Consider the following 14,852-nt stretch of genomic DNA (forward strand, 5'->3'; position numbering starts at 1 on the left):
GGGCGGGGGGTGTACCCGGCGTCGGTGTGCGGGTCCAGGTGCTCCCGCGCGCCCGGGGTTCCGGGACCGTAGCCGCTCTCCGGGCCGCCCGCGGCCGTGGGATCGTGCCCGGTGCGCTGCTGCGGGAAACCGGTGTCCTGCGCGCCCCACCCGCCTCCGCGCCCCTCGTCCGCAAAGACGCCCTCTTCGCCGAGGTGTCCGGTGTGCGCGCCCTGACGTGTGCGCTCACCGTCCACGCGGTACATCTCGCCCGCGAGCCGTCCCCGGCGCATCGCGGTGGCCCTGCTGCCCGTCAGCTGTCGGTCCAACTCAGCCATCCGGGACCGGAGTTCCGCACAGCGGGCGGTGGCGCGCTCATGGTCGTCGCGGGCCCAGGCGAGGTCGAGGCGGAGGGCGTCGGCCTCCTCGCGGGTGGTCGCGGAGGCCAGCAGACGGCCCAGTTGCGCCTGGCGTTCGGCGGCGTAGCGCTGTTCGCGGAGCATGACGTCCAGCCGGTCGCCGAGCGCGTCGCGTGCGCCGGGACGGGCGTCGTACGCGGTGAGCGCGGCGGCGTGCAATGCGCGGGCCCGCCCCAGTTCCGGCGCCACCGCGGCCGGACCCCGTTCGGTGACGAGATCCTGCAGCAGCGCCTCCACCACGTCCCACGGTGGCACTTCACGTCCGTCGAGACAGGCCCGCATGCCGTCCGGGTCGCGCTGCCAGAAGACCGCGCACCAGCCCCCGGCCTGGTTGAGGCGTGCCAGCAGGCCGTTGAGGTAGTTCGCGAACTCCCGTACCTGGCCCGGGAGTTGATCCACAGCCATCGCCCAACTCCCGCCTGACCGGAGCACTCCGGTTCCGTAGGCAACACCAGTCGTGTTACGGGGTTGCTACGGGGAGTTTTCAGTGGGCGCGCGGACGCCTCATTGCGGGATCTTGACCGAAGAGCGTCAGACGGGCACCAGCACGCACCGCTCGACCAGTTCGTCCATCGACAGCCCGAGCGCCCGGGCGAGCGCGGCGACCGTGAAGAAGGCCGGAGTCGGCGCCCGCCCGGTCTCGATCTTGCGGAGCGTCTCCGCGGAGATCCCGGCCTCGGCCGCGACCTCCGTCATGCTCCGCCCGCCACGGGCCTCGCGGAGCGTCCGGCCGAGCCGCTCGCCGCGTTCGCGCTCTTCGGGGGTGAGAGGGGTGCGCACCATGCCGTCATTCTAATCCGGCATTTCAATCCGGTCGAATAAGCCGGTATATTAATTGGCATGGTGGAACTGAAGACGGACACAGCGATCGAGGCCATGTACGAGGCGGGACAGGTGGTCGGGCGCGCCCTGACGGCCGCACGGGAAGCCGCCGACGTGGGGGTTTCCCTGCTGGAGCTGGACGAGGTGGCCCGCGGGGTGCTCAGGGAGGCGGGCGCATCCTCCCCCTTCCTCGGCTACCGCCCCTCCTTCGCCCCCGTCCCCTTCCCGGCCGTCATCTGCGCCTCGGTGAACGACGCGATCGTGCACGGCATCCCGACCGGCTACCGGCTGCGCGACGGCGACCTCGTCTCCCTCGACTGCGGTGCCGAACTGGGCGGCTGGGTCGGCGACTCGGCGATCAGCTTCACGGTGGGCACCCCCCGCCCCGAGGACCTGCGGCTGATCGAGACGGCCGAGCGCGCGCTGGCGGCCGCCGTCGAGGTGGCGGTCGTCGGCAACCGCATCGGCGACATCGCCCACGCGATCGGCACGGTGTGCAGGGCGGCCGGCTACGGCATCCCGGACGGCTTCGGCGGTCACGGCATCGGCCGTCGTATGCACGAGGACCCGGGGGTGCCGAACGAGGGCCGTCCCGGCCGCGGCTTCCCGCTGCGCCACGGCATGGCCATCGCCATCGAGCCGATGCTGATCGGCGGCGGCAAGGACGACTGGCACACGGCGCCGGACGGCTGGACCCTGCGCACGAACGACGGCTCCCGCGCGGCCCACGTCGAGCACACGGTGGCGATCATGGACGCGGGCCCGCGCATCCTGACCGAGCGCTGGTAGCCTCCCCGCCTGGTCATCGGAAGACCCCGTGGGCACCGGCCGTGCCGCCCCTGAGCGGCGTGTCGTCGGTACGGAGCGAGCGGAAGCGCAAGGGGCGAGCGGTACTTCGCCGACGGCGACGGGGCCGACGAAGGTGCCACCGCCCCCCATCCGTGCGAAGGTGTTCTACGGACGCGCGCCCGAGGTGTAACCGGCTGCGGCCCTGGTTACCCGGCCCCGGCACGTCGATCAGCGAGGGCGTCCCCGGCCCGCGCAGGGACGCCGGATGGGAACGCCATGACCAGCGGCTTCAGCGGACCAGAGGGCTACGACCCGTTCAGTGAGTTCTTCGCCCGTTTCTTCGGCGGACCCCGGCAGGGCCCCCGGCAGATAGACATCGGCCGGCTGCTCAGTCAGCCCGCCAGGGAACTGGTCCGCGGCGCAGCCCAGTACGCCGCCGAGCACGGCAGCCGGGACCTCGACACCCAGCACCTGCTGCGCGCGGCCCTGTCGACCGAGCCGACCCGCAGCCTGCTCAGCCGGGCCGGCGCGGACCCTGACTCGCTGGCGTCGGAGATCGACGAACGCTCCGGCCCGGCCCAGCACTCCCCCGACGAGGCTCCCACGCCCACCTCCCTGTCGCTCACCCCGGCCGTCAAGCGCGCCCTGCTGGACGCGCACGAACTGGCCCGCGCGAGCGGAACCGGCTACATCGGCCCCGAGCACGTGCTCAGCGCCCTGGCCGCGAACCCGGACTCGGCCGCCGGGCACATCCTCAACTCCGCCCGGTTCGCCCCGAGCAACCTGCCGCCGGAGGTCCCCGAGTCGGCGCAGCCCCGTGGCGAACGGCCGCGCTCCACCGGTACTCCGACCCTCGACAAGTACGGCCGCGATCTGACCGACCTGGCCCGGCAGGGCCGTATCGACCCGGTGATCGGCCGGGACGACGAGATCGAGCAGACCATCGAGGTGCTGTCCCGGCGCGGCAAGAACAACCCGGTGCTGATCGGGGACGCCGGTGTCGGCAAGACCGCCATCGTGGAGGGGCTCGCCCAGCGGATCGCCGACGGGGACGTGCCCGACGTGCTGACCGGGCGCCGGGTCGTCGCCCTCGACCTGACCGGTGTGGTCGCGGGCACCCGCTACCGCGGCGACTTCGAGGAACGCCTCAACAACATCGTCGGCGAGATCCGCGCCCACTCCGACCAACTGATCGTCTTCATCGACGAGTTGCACACCGTCGTCGGCGCCGGAGGCGGTGGCGAGGGCGGGGCGATGGACGCCGGGAACATCCTCAAACCGGCGCTGGCCCGCGGGGAGCTGCACATCGTCGGCGCGACCACGCTGGAGGAGTTCCGGCGGATCGAGAAGGACGCGGCGCTGGCCCGCCGCTTCCAGCCGATCCTGGTCCCCGAGCCGTCCGTCCCCGACACCATCGAGATCCTGCGCGGACTGCGCGACCGCTACGAGGCCCACCACCAGGTCCGCTACAGCGACGAGGCCCTGGTCGCCGCCGTGGAGATGTCCGACCGCTATCTCACCGACCGCCGGCTGCCCGACAAGGCCATCGACCTCATCGACCAGGCGGGCGCCCGGGTACGGCTGCGGGCTCGCACCAAGGGCACGGACGTACGGACCCTGGAGCGCGAGGTCGAGCAGCTGACCCGGGACAAGGACCAGGCCGTCGCCGACGAGCAGTACGAGCAGGCGACCCAACTGCGTGACCGCATCGGCGAGTTGAAGCAGCGGATCGCCGACGCGTCCGGAGGCGGGGAGGCCGACGAGGGGCAGCTGGAGGTGAGCGCGGAGGCCGTCGCCGAGGTGGTGTCCCGGCAGACCGGCATCCCGGTCAGCAGCCTCACCCAGGAGGAGAAGGAACGCCTGCTCGGCCTGGAGGAGCATCTGCACCAGCGGGTCGTCGGCCAGGACGAGGCCGTGAGCGTGGTCGCCGAGGCCGTCCTGCGCTCCCGCGCCGGACTGGCCAGCCCCGACCGCCCGATCGGCAGCTTCCTCTTCCTCGGCCCGACCGGCGTCGGCAAGACCGAACTGGCCCGCGCCCTCGCCGAGGCGCTGTTCGGCAGCGAGGAGCGCATGGTCCGGCTGGACATGAGCGAGTACCAGGAGCGCCACACGGTCAGCCGTCTGGTCGGCGCCCCGCCCGGGTACGTCGGCCACGAGGAGGCGGGCCAGCTCACGGAGGTCGTGCGCAGGCACCCGTACTCGCTGCTGTTGCTGGACGAGGTGGAGAAGGCCCATCCGGACGTCTTCAACATCCTGCTGCAGGTGCTGGACGACGGGCGGCTGACCGACTCCCAGGGCCGCACGGTCGACTTCACCAACACGGTGATCGTCATGACCAGCAACCTCGGCTCGGACGCGATCAGCCGGCGCGGCGCGGGCATCGGCTTCGGCTCGACGGGCAGCGACGCGGACGAGGAGGCCCGTCGCGAGCAGATCCTGCGCCCCCTGCGCGACCACTTCCGCCCGGAGTTCCTCAACCGCATCGACGAGATCGTCGTCTTCCGGCAGCTGACGGGTGATCAACTCAGGCAGATCACCGACCTGTTGCTGGAGAAGACGCGTCGCCTGATGCACGCCCAGGGCATCACGACCGAGTTCACGGCCCCGGCGGTCGACTGGCTGGCGGAGCGCGGATTCGAGCCGGAGTACGGCGCGCGGCCACTGCGCCGCACCATCCAGCGCGAGGTCGACAACCACCTGTCCCGGCTGCTCCTCAACGGCACGATCACGGAGGGCAGCCGGGTCACGGTGGACGTCAAGGACGGACGCCTGGAGTTCCTCACGGACAAGGGGCTGTGAGGGGCGGGCGGTTACGGCGCCGAGGGGTCGACGACCCGGGCCGACCCGCCTCCCCGGCGCACGGTCTCGGCGGCGGCCAGCCACTTGCCGCCGGGCAGCCGCTGCACCCCGGTGGCGGCCCCGATCTCCGGGTTCAGCGAGAAGGAGTGGCCGATGGCCTCCAGCCTGCTGCGCAGGTCGCTGTTGTAGAGGGCGGGTTCGAGGTCGGTCTTGGGGGCGTTGCGCTGGCTGGCGCGCGGCGCGGCGATCGCGTCGACGAGCGGCAGATGCCGGTCCAGGAACTCGGTCAGCACCTGCAGGACGGTCGTGATGATGGTCGCCCCGCCGGGCGAACCCACCGCCACCACGGGGACGTCGTGCCGGTCCAGCACGATCGTCGGCGAGATGGAGGAGCGCGGCCGCTTGCCCGGTCCCGGCAGGTTCGGGTCGTGCACGGCCGGGTTGGCCGGCGCGAAGGAGAAGTCGGTCAGCTCGTTGTTGAGCAGGAACCCGCGCCCGGGCACCGTGATCGCGCTGCCGCCCGTCTGCTCGATGGTGAGGGTGTAGGACACGACGTTGCCCCACTTGTCGGCCACCGTCAGATGCGTGGTGTTCTCGCCCTCGTACGTCGTCGGAGCCGCCGTACCGCCGGCGCCGCACGCCGCTGGATGCCGCGGGTCCCCCGGCGCCACCGGGCTGGTCAGCACGGCGTCGTCCTTGATGAGGCAGGCCCGCGAGTCGGCGAACCGCTGTGACAGCAGCCCCCGCGTCGGTACGTCCTCGAACGCCGGGTCGCCGACCCAGCGCCCCCGGTCGGCGAACGCGATCCGGCTGGCCTCGATGAAGTGGTGCACGTACTGGACCTCGCTCGCCTTCGAAAGGTCCGTGTTCTCCAGGATGTTGAGCGCCTCACCGACCGTCGTGCCACCGGAGGAGGAAGGGGCGATCGAGTAGACCTTCAGCCCCCGGTAACCCGTCTCGGTCGGCGCCTGGAGCTTGGCGCGGTAGCCGGCGAGGTCCTTGTCGGAGAGCTTGCCCGGTCGCGCGTTCCAGCCCGAAGCCGGGTCCACCGGCGGACGGTTCACCGTGTCGACGATGTCCTGCCCGAGATCGCCGTGGTAGATCGCACCGACCCCCTTGCGTCCCAGCTCCTGGTACGTGTCGGCGAGTTCGGGGTTCTTGAAGGTGGATCCGACCACGGGCAGCCGGCCGCCCGGCAGGAAGAGCTTCGCCGTGTCCGGGAAGTAGCGGAACCGCGTCTCGTTCGACGCGGTCTGCGTACGGAACGTGTCGTCGACGGTGAAGCCGTCGCGGGCGATTCTCTCGGCCGGCTTCAGCACCGTGCCGAGCTTTCTGCTGCCCCACTTGTCCAGGGCCGTCTGCCAGGTCGCGGGCGTGCCCGGCGTGCCGACGCTCAGGCCGCTGCTGACGGCGTCGGCGAAGGCGAGCGGCTTGCCGTTCTCCACGAACAGGTTGGAGTCCGCGGTCACCGGCGCCGTCTCCCGGCCGTCGATGGTGTGCACGGTACGGGACTTGGCGTTGTAGTAGACGAAGTAGCCGCCGCCTCCGATACCGGAGGAGTAGGGCTCGGTGACGCCCAGCGCGGCGGCCGTCGCGACGGCCGCGTCGACCGCGTTGCCGCCCTTCCTCAGCACCTCGATCCCGGCGGCGGTGGCGTCGGCGTCAACGCTGGCGACCGCGCCGCCGTAGCCGACCTGGACCGGAACCTTCGCCGGTGTCCCGCTCGTTGGAGTGGTCGGCGGAGCCGCCGCTCCCACCGACACCACGGCGGCCGAGACCGCCAGGACCGACAGTTTCCGCGCGACAGGGCGACGCATCACTACCTCCAGTCCAAGACCGTCCGCGCAGCGTAACCACATCACACGGAGCCTCGACAGACCCCTTCCGGCTCCTGTCACGCGAACGCCACACATCGAACACCGGTACGTACCCGCCACGTCGGACCGCTACCATGCGCGCCCATGAACGACGACGTGCGCAACATCGTCCTGGGTGTGGTCGCGGCCGGCATCTCCGCCACGCTCGGCTGGCTGGCCCGTACGTACCTGTGGCGGCGCAAACTCCGCCGCAAGCAGGCGTTCTTCGGGCTGCCGGACAACTCGGAGTCGCTGCTGGTGGTCAACCGCGGCGCCGGCGGGCCCGAGTTGACCGTGATGCGCTACGACGTGTTCGCGCTGCTGGAACTCTCCGCGCTCATCAAGGACTGCCACGCCCACGCACAGGTACTCCCGCACGACGCGGCACGTCAGGGTTTCGGCGAGCGCACCGAGTTCTGCGTGGGCGGCCCCGCCTCGAACCGCCGCATGATGGCGCATCTGGCCTCCCTGCTGCCGGGCGTGCGGGTGAACGTGGACCCCGAACCGGGTCCCGACCGCGGCGCCTTCCAGGTCGGCACCGAGCGCTACCGGGTGGAGCCGGGCCGGGAGGAGTACGCGCTGCTGGCCCGGCTCACCGTCGACCAGAGCCCCCGGGCGCGCCCGGTCTTCCTCTTCTGCGGCCAGACCGCGATCACCAACCAGGCGGCCACCCGCTATCTCGCCCGCAACCACGAGCGGTTGGCCCGCAAGCACGGCGACGACTCCTTCGTGCTGCTGCTGAAGGTGGTCAACTCGCAGGCGTACGGCCCGGACGTGGTCGAGCTGGTCGCGGACGTGACCCGGGAGGCCAGGACCCCGCTCCCCACTCCGGCGGCTCCACGCAACTCGCACCGCGCGTCCTGAACTGATTCACACCACAACAATCGTTACTGGCACGTAACTTACCGGCGGGTTACCTCAAGTAAGGTACCGCGGTTACCGTCTGGTCACTTTGCACTGTCCGAGTGAGGAGTGACCCGTGGGACATCGCCGCAACGCCCTGCGCACGACCGCCGTGGGAGCCGTCTCCGCGACCCTGATCGCCGGCGGTGTCCTCGGCGTCGCCCCCACCGCCCGGGCCGCGAGCGCCGTCCGCTTCGTCGACATCACCGGCGACGGCGGCACCGTCCTCAAGGGGAACGTCGTCCTGCCCCCGGGCGCCGACGGCACCCGCCGCTACCCGCTGCTCGTCCTGCCCACGAGCTGGGGCTTCCCGCAGGTCGAGTACCTCGCCCAGGCCCAGAAGCTCGCCGACTCCGGTTACGTGGTGGTCGGTTACAACGTCCGGGGCTTCTGGCAGTCCGGTGGCGAGGTGGAGGTGGCCGGACCGCCCGACACCGCCGACGCCTCGAAGGTCATCGACTGGGCACTCGCCAACACCCCTGCGGACGCCCGGCACATCGGCTTGGCGGGCGTCTCCTACGGCGCCGGCATCAGTCTGCTCGCGGCCGCCCACGACAGGCGGATCAAGGCGGTCGCCTCGCTCAGCGGCTGGGCCGACCTGATCGGCTCGATCTACTCCGGCCGCACCCAGCACGTGCAGGCAGCGGCGCTGCTGGACGGGGTGAGCGTGGTCACCGGCCGGCAGGACCCCGAAGTACGCCAGGTCTTCGACGACTTCTACGCCTCCAACCTGTCGAAGGAGCAGGAGCTCGTCGACTGGGGGAAGAAACGTTCCCCCGTCACTTATGTGGACCAGCTGAACAAGAACGGCACGGCGGTCATGCTCGCCAACTCCTGGGGCGACACGGTCTTTCCGCCCAACGAGTACGCGGACTTCTACGAGAGGCTGACCGGTCCGAAGAGACTGGAGTTCCGCCCCGGCGATCACGCGACCCCCGAGCTGACCGGTCTGTTCGGCCTGCCCAACGACGTGTGGAGCGACACCGGGCGCTGGTTCGACCACTACCTCAAGGGGGCGGACAACGGCATCGACCGGGAGCAGCCGGTCCAGCTCAAGTCCCGTTCCACCGGCGGCTACGAAGGGTATCCGGACTGGAAGTCGGTCGCCGCGACCGAGCGGAAGATCGCGCTGGCCGGCACGACCACGATCCACACCAACGTCGACTCCGGGGCGGACGGCGGGATCGTCTTCCTCTCCAGCATCCTCGACCAGGTCGCGCAACTCCTGCCGGTCGCGTCCATCCCGCTGCTCCCCCGCCGCTGGGCCGCCGTGTGGCGGTCGGAGCGGTACGCCACGGCCCAACACGTGCGCGGCACGGCCAGGTTGCACACCACCCTCACCCCGACGAACGAGAGCGGCACCCTCATCGCCTACCTCTACGACGTGGGGCCGCTCGGCCTGGGCAAGCTGGTCAGCAACGCGCCCTACACCTTCCACGGACGGACCCCCGGAAGGCCGTTCGGCGTCGACCTGGAGCTGTTCTCCACGGCCTACGACGTCCCGGCGGGGCACCGTCTCGCACTGGTCGTCGACACGGTGGATCCTCTGTACATCGAACACAACCCGTCCGGCGCGCAGCTGACCTTCTCCTCGCCGGCGAACGACCCGTCGTACGTGTCGATCCCGCTGCGCGAGCAGTGATCTCCGGCTGCCGCCGGGCGGATACGGTGTGATCTCCCCCTTGCTCACTCACTCCCGGCTGTGTCGTGGTTGCCGCAAACTAACCGGACGGGAGTGGAGGCGATAACCCGACACGCACTTATCGGGCATTAGCCGTATTTACGTCGATTCACGGGCCAAAGGATCACGTCTCCGCGACTTCGGCATACACCTGCGACAGCTCGGGGGCCCCGCTCGCGGCCCACTCGTGCCCCGACTCCACGACGTCGAACTCGCGGCCGGACTCCAGCCGGACCACCGGCTGGCCGTCCGACCGGATCTCCCAGGCGGCGCCGGGCACGCCCCGCACGATGACGGTGCCCAGATAGAGGCCGGCGTCGTTGCCCAGCCAGGGCTCGTTCTCCTCCTCGTCCCGCCAGCGCGGCAGCAGCTGGTCGAGGGCCTCCAACGAGTCGACGGTGTCGTCGAGCCGGACACCCTCCTCGGCAGCCAGGGAGCGCAGCAGCTCGCACTCGGCGAGGAGTTCGGCGATGCCCTCGGGATCGAAGTCGCCGTATTTCTCGTGCCGGTCGCCCAGAAAAGGGATCTTCATACACCCAGCGTGTCATTCGCACCCTCGTACGCACCACAGGCGCGCAGGTGCTCACTTCGGGGTGATTTCACGGCGGCCCGCGCATGGCTCGTTGACGGTCGTCCGCAGTCTCTCTAGCTTCACCTGCGTCTTTCGTCCCCTTGGTGAGCGGGAGGAACCGGAGTTGCGTCGACCCGCACCAGGATGCGCGATCGTCATCGCCCTGTTCGCGGCCCTGGTGCCGGCCCCGACGGCCGCGGGCGCGTCCGGCCGGGCGGACCCGCAACCGCTGGAACGGCTCTTCGACAACTGCGCGGTCAGCGACGACGCCCGCCCGGACGCGGCGGACTTCGACGGTCTCGGCGCCTCCCTGTCGGCCCGGGACCTCACGGCCGCGGGCTGGACGCCCGGCCGCACCCTCACCGTGCAGGGCGCCCGGCTGACCTGGCCGCTCCGACAGCCGGGCGAGCCGGACAACGTCCTGTCCGACGGACAACATGTGCGCCTGGGCGGACGGGGTGACGCCCTCGCCTTCCTGGTGGCGGGCACGGGCGGTGCCACCGTGGGCGGGTCGGGCGAGGTGACGTACGCGGACGGCACCCGCTCCTGGTACCGGCTGACGGTGCCCGACTGGCGCACCGGCCCACTCGCCACCAAGGCCGTCGCGCTGCCGCACCGGAACACACCCGCGGGCCCGGTCGCCGAACGGACCCGGCTGTACGTCGTGACGGTGCCGCTGGTCAGGGAACGTCCGGTCGTCTCGGTACGGCTGCCCCGGGCGGCCGGGGTGCATGTGTTCGCGCTGGCGGTGCGGGCGTCGGCGGCCGGCTGGACCGGGACCTGGGCGGCCGCCACATCCGGCTATCAGGCCGTGGGGCCGTGGAGCGACCGGACGGTGCGGCTGGTGGTGCACACCTCGGTCGGCGGGCTGCGGGTACGGCTGCGCTTCGACAACACCTTCGGGCGGGCGCCGGTGCGGATCGGGGGCGCGACGGTCGCCGTGCAGACCGAGGGGGCCGCGGCGCGGGAGGTGCCGGTGCCGGTGGCCTTCGGCGGGGCGGCGGGCACCGAGATCCCGGCGGGGGCACAGGCGTTCAGCGACCCGCTCGGCTTCACCGTGCCCCCGGACACGAATCTGCTCGTGAGCTTCCATCTGCCGGACACGGTGACGGCGGCGCCCGTGCACCGGCTCGCCGTACAACAGTCGTACGTCAGCGTGCCGGGCGATCACACGGCCGACGCCTCGGCGGCGGCCTACACGACCGTGCTCTCCGGTTGGCCGCTGCTGACCGGGGTGGACGTGCGGGGCGGGCCGGGATCGGTGGTGGTGATCGGTGACTCGATCACCGACGGCGACCGGTCCACGCCGAACGCGAACCGGCGGTGGCCCGATGTGCTGGCCCGCCGGCTGCTGGCGCAGTATGTGGTCCCGCACTATGGGGTGCTCAACCAGGGGATCTCCGCCAACCGTGTGGTCACCGACGGGTATCCCGGTGACGGCGTGTCCACGGACGCCTCGGGGGTGAGCGCCCTCGACCGGCTGGACCGGGACGCCTTCGCGCAGACCTCGGCCCGCACGCTGATCGTCTTCGAGGGCGTCAACGACCTGCGCCGACTTGCGACGGCCGGGCAGGTCGTCGCGGGGCTGCGGGAGATCGCCGCCCGGGCGCACGCGCGAGGGCTGCGGGTGCTGGCGGCCACGATCCTGCCCTGCGCGGGCGAGATCCGGTGCCCGGCCGCCGTCGACGCCGAGCGGGTCGCGGTGAACACCTGGATCCGCGGCAGCGGGGCCTTCGACGCCGTGCTGGACTTCGACGCGGCCCTGCGGGACCCGGAGCAGCCCGCGCGGATGCTGCCGGCGTACGACAGCGGGGACCATCTGCACCCGGGAGACGCGGGGCTCGCGGCGCTCGCTGACTCGGTGGACCTGCGGACGCTGGTGCCGTGAGCCCGCGCGCTCAGGGCGCCAGCGGTACGTCCAGGTCGACCACCACCGGGGCGTGGTCCGAGGCGCCCTTGCCCTTGCGCTCCTCCCGGTCCACGTACGCGTCGGTGACCGCCTTCGCGAACGGCTCGTTGGCGTACACCAGGTCGATGCGCATGCCGCGGTTCTTGGGGAAGCAGAGCTGACGGTAGTCCCAGTACGTGAACGGGTGGTCGTACTTCAGGGGACGCGGGACCACGTCCGACAGGCCCGCCTCGCGCAGGGCGGCGAGGGCCGCGCGCTCGGCCGGGGTGACATGGGTGAGGCCCTCGAAGGCGGCCACGTCGTAGACGTCGTCGTCCGTCGGCGCGACGTTGTAGTCGCCGAGGACCGCGAAGGGGCGGCTGCCGGCCGCGTCACCGGCGACGGCCGCCCTCAGAGCCTCGAACCACTGGAGCTTGTAGGCGTAGTGCGGGTGGTCCACCTCACGGCCGTTCGGCACGTACACCGACCAGACGCGGACCGGGCCGCAGGTCGCGGAGACGGCACGGGGCTCCACACCGCCGTCGTAACCGGGGTCTCCGGGCAGGCCCTTGACGACGTCCTCCAGGCCGACGCGGGAGAGCACCGCCACGCCGTTCCACCGGCCGGTCGCGTGCACCGCCGCCTCGTACCCCAGCTCGCGCAACTGCTCGAAGGGGAACTGCTCCTCGGCCAGCTTGGCCTCCTGGAGGCAGAGCACGTCCGTGTTGCTGCTCTCCAGCCAGGCCAGGAGCCGCGGCAGGCGGGCGGTGATCGAGTTCACGTTCCAGGTCGCGATGCGCATGCCCCACAACCTACCGGGCGGGTACGACAACGCGGCCTCCCGCCCGTCCGGCTCAGACCTCCGCCGAGTCGCCCGGTGTCAGCCGCAGGTGCTCGGAGCCGCCGAGGCCGCCGATCTGACGGTCGTAGACCGGGCGGGCGAGGTCGGTCAGCAGGGCGTCGTGGATGTCGTAGGCGCGCCGCGGCTTCACCTCGCGGACGTAGTCGATGACCTCGGAGATCTTGTTCCAGGGGGCCATGACGGGCAGCATCAGCGTCTCGACCGGCCGGCCGGGGACGGTGAGGGCGTCGCCGGGGTGGAAGACCGTGCCGCCGTCGATCAGGTAGCCGACGTTGGTGATGCGCGGGATGTCCGGGTGGATCACGGCGTGCAGCTCGCCGTGGACCTGGACGTCGAAGCCGGCGGCGGTGAAGGCGTCACCGTGGCCGACGGTGTGCACCCGGCCGGGGAAGGCGGCCGAGATCTGCTCGGCCACCGACTTCAGGGTCCAGATCTCGGCGGCCGGGTTGGCCTCCAGGGCCGCCCGCAGCCGGCCCTCGTCGAAGTGGTCGGCGTGCTCGTGCGTGACGAGGATCGCGTCCGCGCCGACGGCGGCGTCCTGCTCGCTGAATCCGCCCGGGTCGAGGACGAGCGTCCGCCCGTCCTTCTCGAGACGCACGCACGCGTGGGACATCTTCGTGAGCTTCATGGCTCCATCCTGCCCTGTCGCGCGCCACCGGGACGGCCCGCCCCGGGACGTGGACCGCCCGGCCGGCGGTCACTCCGTCGGGGTCGTCTCCTCCTTGATCACCTGCTGGGCCACCTTGAAGGCGCTGCCGGCCGCCGGCACACCGCAGTAGACGGCCGCCTGCAGCAGCACCTCCTTGATCTCGCCCGGCGTGAGGCCGTTGCGCAGGGCCGCGCGGGTGTGGGAGGCGAGCTGATCCAGGTGACCGCCGGCGACCAGCGCGGTGAGGGTGACACAGCTGCGGGTCCGTCGGTCGAGGCCGGGCCGGTCCCAGATCTCGCCCCAGGCGTAGCGGGTGACCAACTCCTGGAAATCGCCCGAGAACTCGTCAGCCTGCGCCAGCGTCCGGTCCACGTGCGCGTCGCCGAGCACCTCACGGCGCACCTTGAGCCCCGCCTCGTACGGGTCCGGTCGTCCGTTCGGCTGCGGCGGTACGGCCGCCGGCGCGATCTCGGCGACGGGAACGGACCGCGCGGGTGGCACCGGCGCGGTGAGGACCGGCGTGACGGGCGCCGCCGGGATGGCGATCTGACCGGTGGAGGACTCGACGTAGCCGGGCTGCCAGGCGGTGGAGAAGTGCCGGACCAGCAGGTCGGTGACGGCGGCGGGCTGCTCGACCGGCACCAGGTGGGAGGCGGCGGGCACCACGGCCAGCCGGGCGTCGGGGATCCCCGCGACCAGGGTACGGGCCTCGGCGGGCCCGGTGACCTGGTCCTCCGAGCCCACCAGGACGAGCGTCGGCACGCCCACGCTGCCCAGCTCGGACCGGACGTCGAAGGCGGCCAGCGCCTCGCAGGCGGCTATGTAGCAGCCGGGATCCGTGGTGCGCACCATCTGCACGGCCCAGTCGGTGATCGCGGGCTGCGTGGCCGCGAACCCGCCGGTGAACCAGCGGTCCGGGGAGGAACGGGCGATGGGGTCGAGCCCGTTCGTCCGGACGATCACCCCGCGCTGGCGGAACTCGTCCGCCGTGCCGAAGCGGGGCGAGGCGGCGATCAGCGCGAGCGAGGCGAGCCGCTCCGGGTGGCGCAGCGCCAGCTCCAGGCCGACCGCGCCGCCGAACGCGCAGCCGGCGTAGCCGAAGCGCTGCACGCCGAGCCCGTCGAGCGTGGCCAGCAGCCGGGAGACGAGCTCGGCGACCGAGCCCGCCGGGTACGCGGGCGCGCCGCCGTGCCCCGGCAGGTCGAACCGGAAGACCCGCCACTGCTTCGTCAGCTCCGGCACCTGGCGGTCCCACATGTGCCAGGTGGTACCGAGCGAGGGTCCGAGGATGAGGACAGGGGCGTCGTCCGGGCCGTCGAAGCGGTACTGGAGGGCGGGGGACTTCGTCTCACTCACCGCTCCACGCTAACCGCCGTTTCCGGCCCCCCGGCCCCTGGGCCCCCAGACCTCACACCCTGCTCCAGGGGATCACCGGCGAATCCTCACACCGCCTTCACGGGACCGCGGCGCACGGCACGACGGTCACGGATCACCCGGTGTGCCGAGGCCCGTGAGGGCGCCCACCGGGTCGAGATCGGGGGTGCCGCGGGGCCACCAGTCGTCACGGCCCGGCTCCGACTCGTAGGCGTACCAGAGGCCATCGCGGCCGAGGCGGAGCTGGACGTGCCCGCGGG

General features: G+C 71.9%; 11 protein-coding genes and 1 pseudogene. 5 read left to right on the top strand and 7 right to left on the bottom strand.

Annotation, left to right across the window (positions count from 1 at the left end):
- Positions 1–803 (bottom strand): annotated as a pseudogene (locus GRC12_RS45905) (hypothetical protein); the annotation flags it as partial.
- A gap of 126 nt (positions 804–929) precedes the next feature.
- Positions 930–1,181, bottom strand: coding sequence for a helix-turn-helix domain-containing protein (locus tag GRC12_RS31250; RefSeq protein ID WP_208782903.1), 252 nt, complete (start codon positions 1,179–1,181; stop codon positions 930–932).
- A gap of 57 nt (positions 1,182–1,238) precedes the next feature.
- Here GRC12_RS31250 and map point away from each other — a divergent pair, with 57 nt between their 5' ends.
- Both map and GRC12_RS31260 read left to right on the top strand, forming a co-directional pair.
- Positions 1,239–2,009 (top strand): type I methionyl aminopeptidase, encoded by a 771-nt coding sequence (map, locus tag GRC12_RS31255; RefSeq protein WP_208782904.1) that lies wholly within the window; start codon positions 1,239–1,241, stop codon positions 2,007–2,009.
- 276 nt (positions 2,010–2,285) lie between these two features.
- Positions 2,286–4,808, top strand: a complete 2,523-nt coding sequence (locus GRC12_RS31260; RefSeq protein WP_208782905.1) for an ATP-dependent Clp protease ATP-binding subunit — start codon at positions 2,286–2,288, stop codon at positions 4,806–4,808.
- A gap of 11 nt (positions 4,809–4,819) precedes the next feature.
- Here GRC12_RS31260 and ggt read toward each other — a convergent pair whose 3' ends face one another.
- Positions 4,820–6,625: a gamma-glutamyltransferase gene (gene ggt, locus GRC12_RS31265; RefSeq protein ID WP_208782906.1), complete on the bottom strand. Its 1,806-nt coding sequence runs from the start codon at positions 6,623–6,625 to the stop codon at positions 4,820–4,822.
- A 144-nt stretch (positions 6,626–6,769) separates the two neighbouring features.
- Here ggt and GRC12_RS31270 point away from each other — a divergent pair, with 144 nt between their 5' ends.
- Positions 6,770–7,528 (top strand): hypothetical protein, encoded by a 759-nt coding sequence (locus tag GRC12_RS31270; RefSeq protein WP_208782907.1) that lies wholly within the window; start codon positions 6,770–6,772, stop codon positions 7,526–7,528.
- 115 nt (positions 7,529–7,643) lie between these two features.
- Complete coding sequence (locus GRC12_RS31275) at positions 7,644–9,209, top strand: CocE/NonD family hydrolase (protein WP_208782908.1); 1,566 nt, start codon at positions 7,644–7,646, stop codon at positions 9,207–9,209.
- A gap of 163 nt (positions 9,210–9,372) precedes the next feature.
- Here the strand turns inward: GRC12_RS31275 and GRC12_RS31280 are convergent, their stop codons facing one another.
- The gene (locus tag GRC12_RS31280) at positions 9,373–9,780 is read right to left on the bottom strand and encodes a DUF6278 family protein (protein WP_208782909.1); all 408 of its coding nucleotides are present in this window, start codon (positions 9,778–9,780) and stop codon (positions 9,373–9,375) included.
- Between the two features lie 163 nt (positions 9,781–9,943).
- Between GRC12_RS31280 and GRC12_RS31285 the strand changes: the two genes are divergently transcribed.
- The gene (locus GRC12_RS31285) at positions 9,944–11,707 is read left to right on the top strand and encodes an SGNH/GDSL hydrolase family protein (RefSeq protein ID WP_244374039.1); all 1,764 of its coding nucleotides are present in this window, start codon (positions 9,944–9,946) and stop codon (positions 11,705–11,707) included.
- Positions 11,708–11,717: 10 nt separating this feature from the next.
- Here GRC12_RS31285 and GRC12_RS31290 read toward each other — a convergent pair whose 3' ends face one another.
- The 3 genes from GRC12_RS31290 to pcaDC all read right to left on the bottom strand — a co-directional run bounded on the left by GRC12_RS31290 (position 11,718) and on the right by pcaDC (position 14,574).
- Positions 11,718–12,509, bottom strand: a complete 792-nt coding sequence (locus GRC12_RS31290) for an exodeoxyribonuclease III (protein WP_208782911.1) — start codon at positions 12,507–12,509, stop codon at positions 11,718–11,720.
- Between the two features lie 52 nt (positions 12,510–12,561).
- Complete coding sequence (locus tag GRC12_RS31295; RefSeq protein WP_208782912.1) at positions 12,562–13,197, bottom strand: MBL fold metallo-hydrolase; 636 nt, start codon at positions 13,195–13,197, stop codon at positions 12,562–12,564.
- Between the two features lie 69 nt (positions 13,198–13,266).
- On the bottom strand, positions 13,267–14,574 hold the full coding sequence (gene pcaDC, locus GRC12_RS31300; RefSeq protein WP_208782913.1) for a bifunctional 3-oxoadipate enol-lactonase/4-carboxymuconolactone decarboxylase PcaDC: 1,308 nt from the start codon (positions 14,572–14,574) through the stop codon (positions 13,267–13,269).
- Positions 14,575–14,852: the final 278 nt, after the last annotated feature.

It is taken from the genome of Streptomyces griseorubiginosus (assembly GCF_017614965.1).
GTDB lineage: Bacteria > Actinomycetota > Actinomycetes > Streptomycetales > Streptomycetaceae > Streptomyces > Streptomyces griseorubiginosus_B.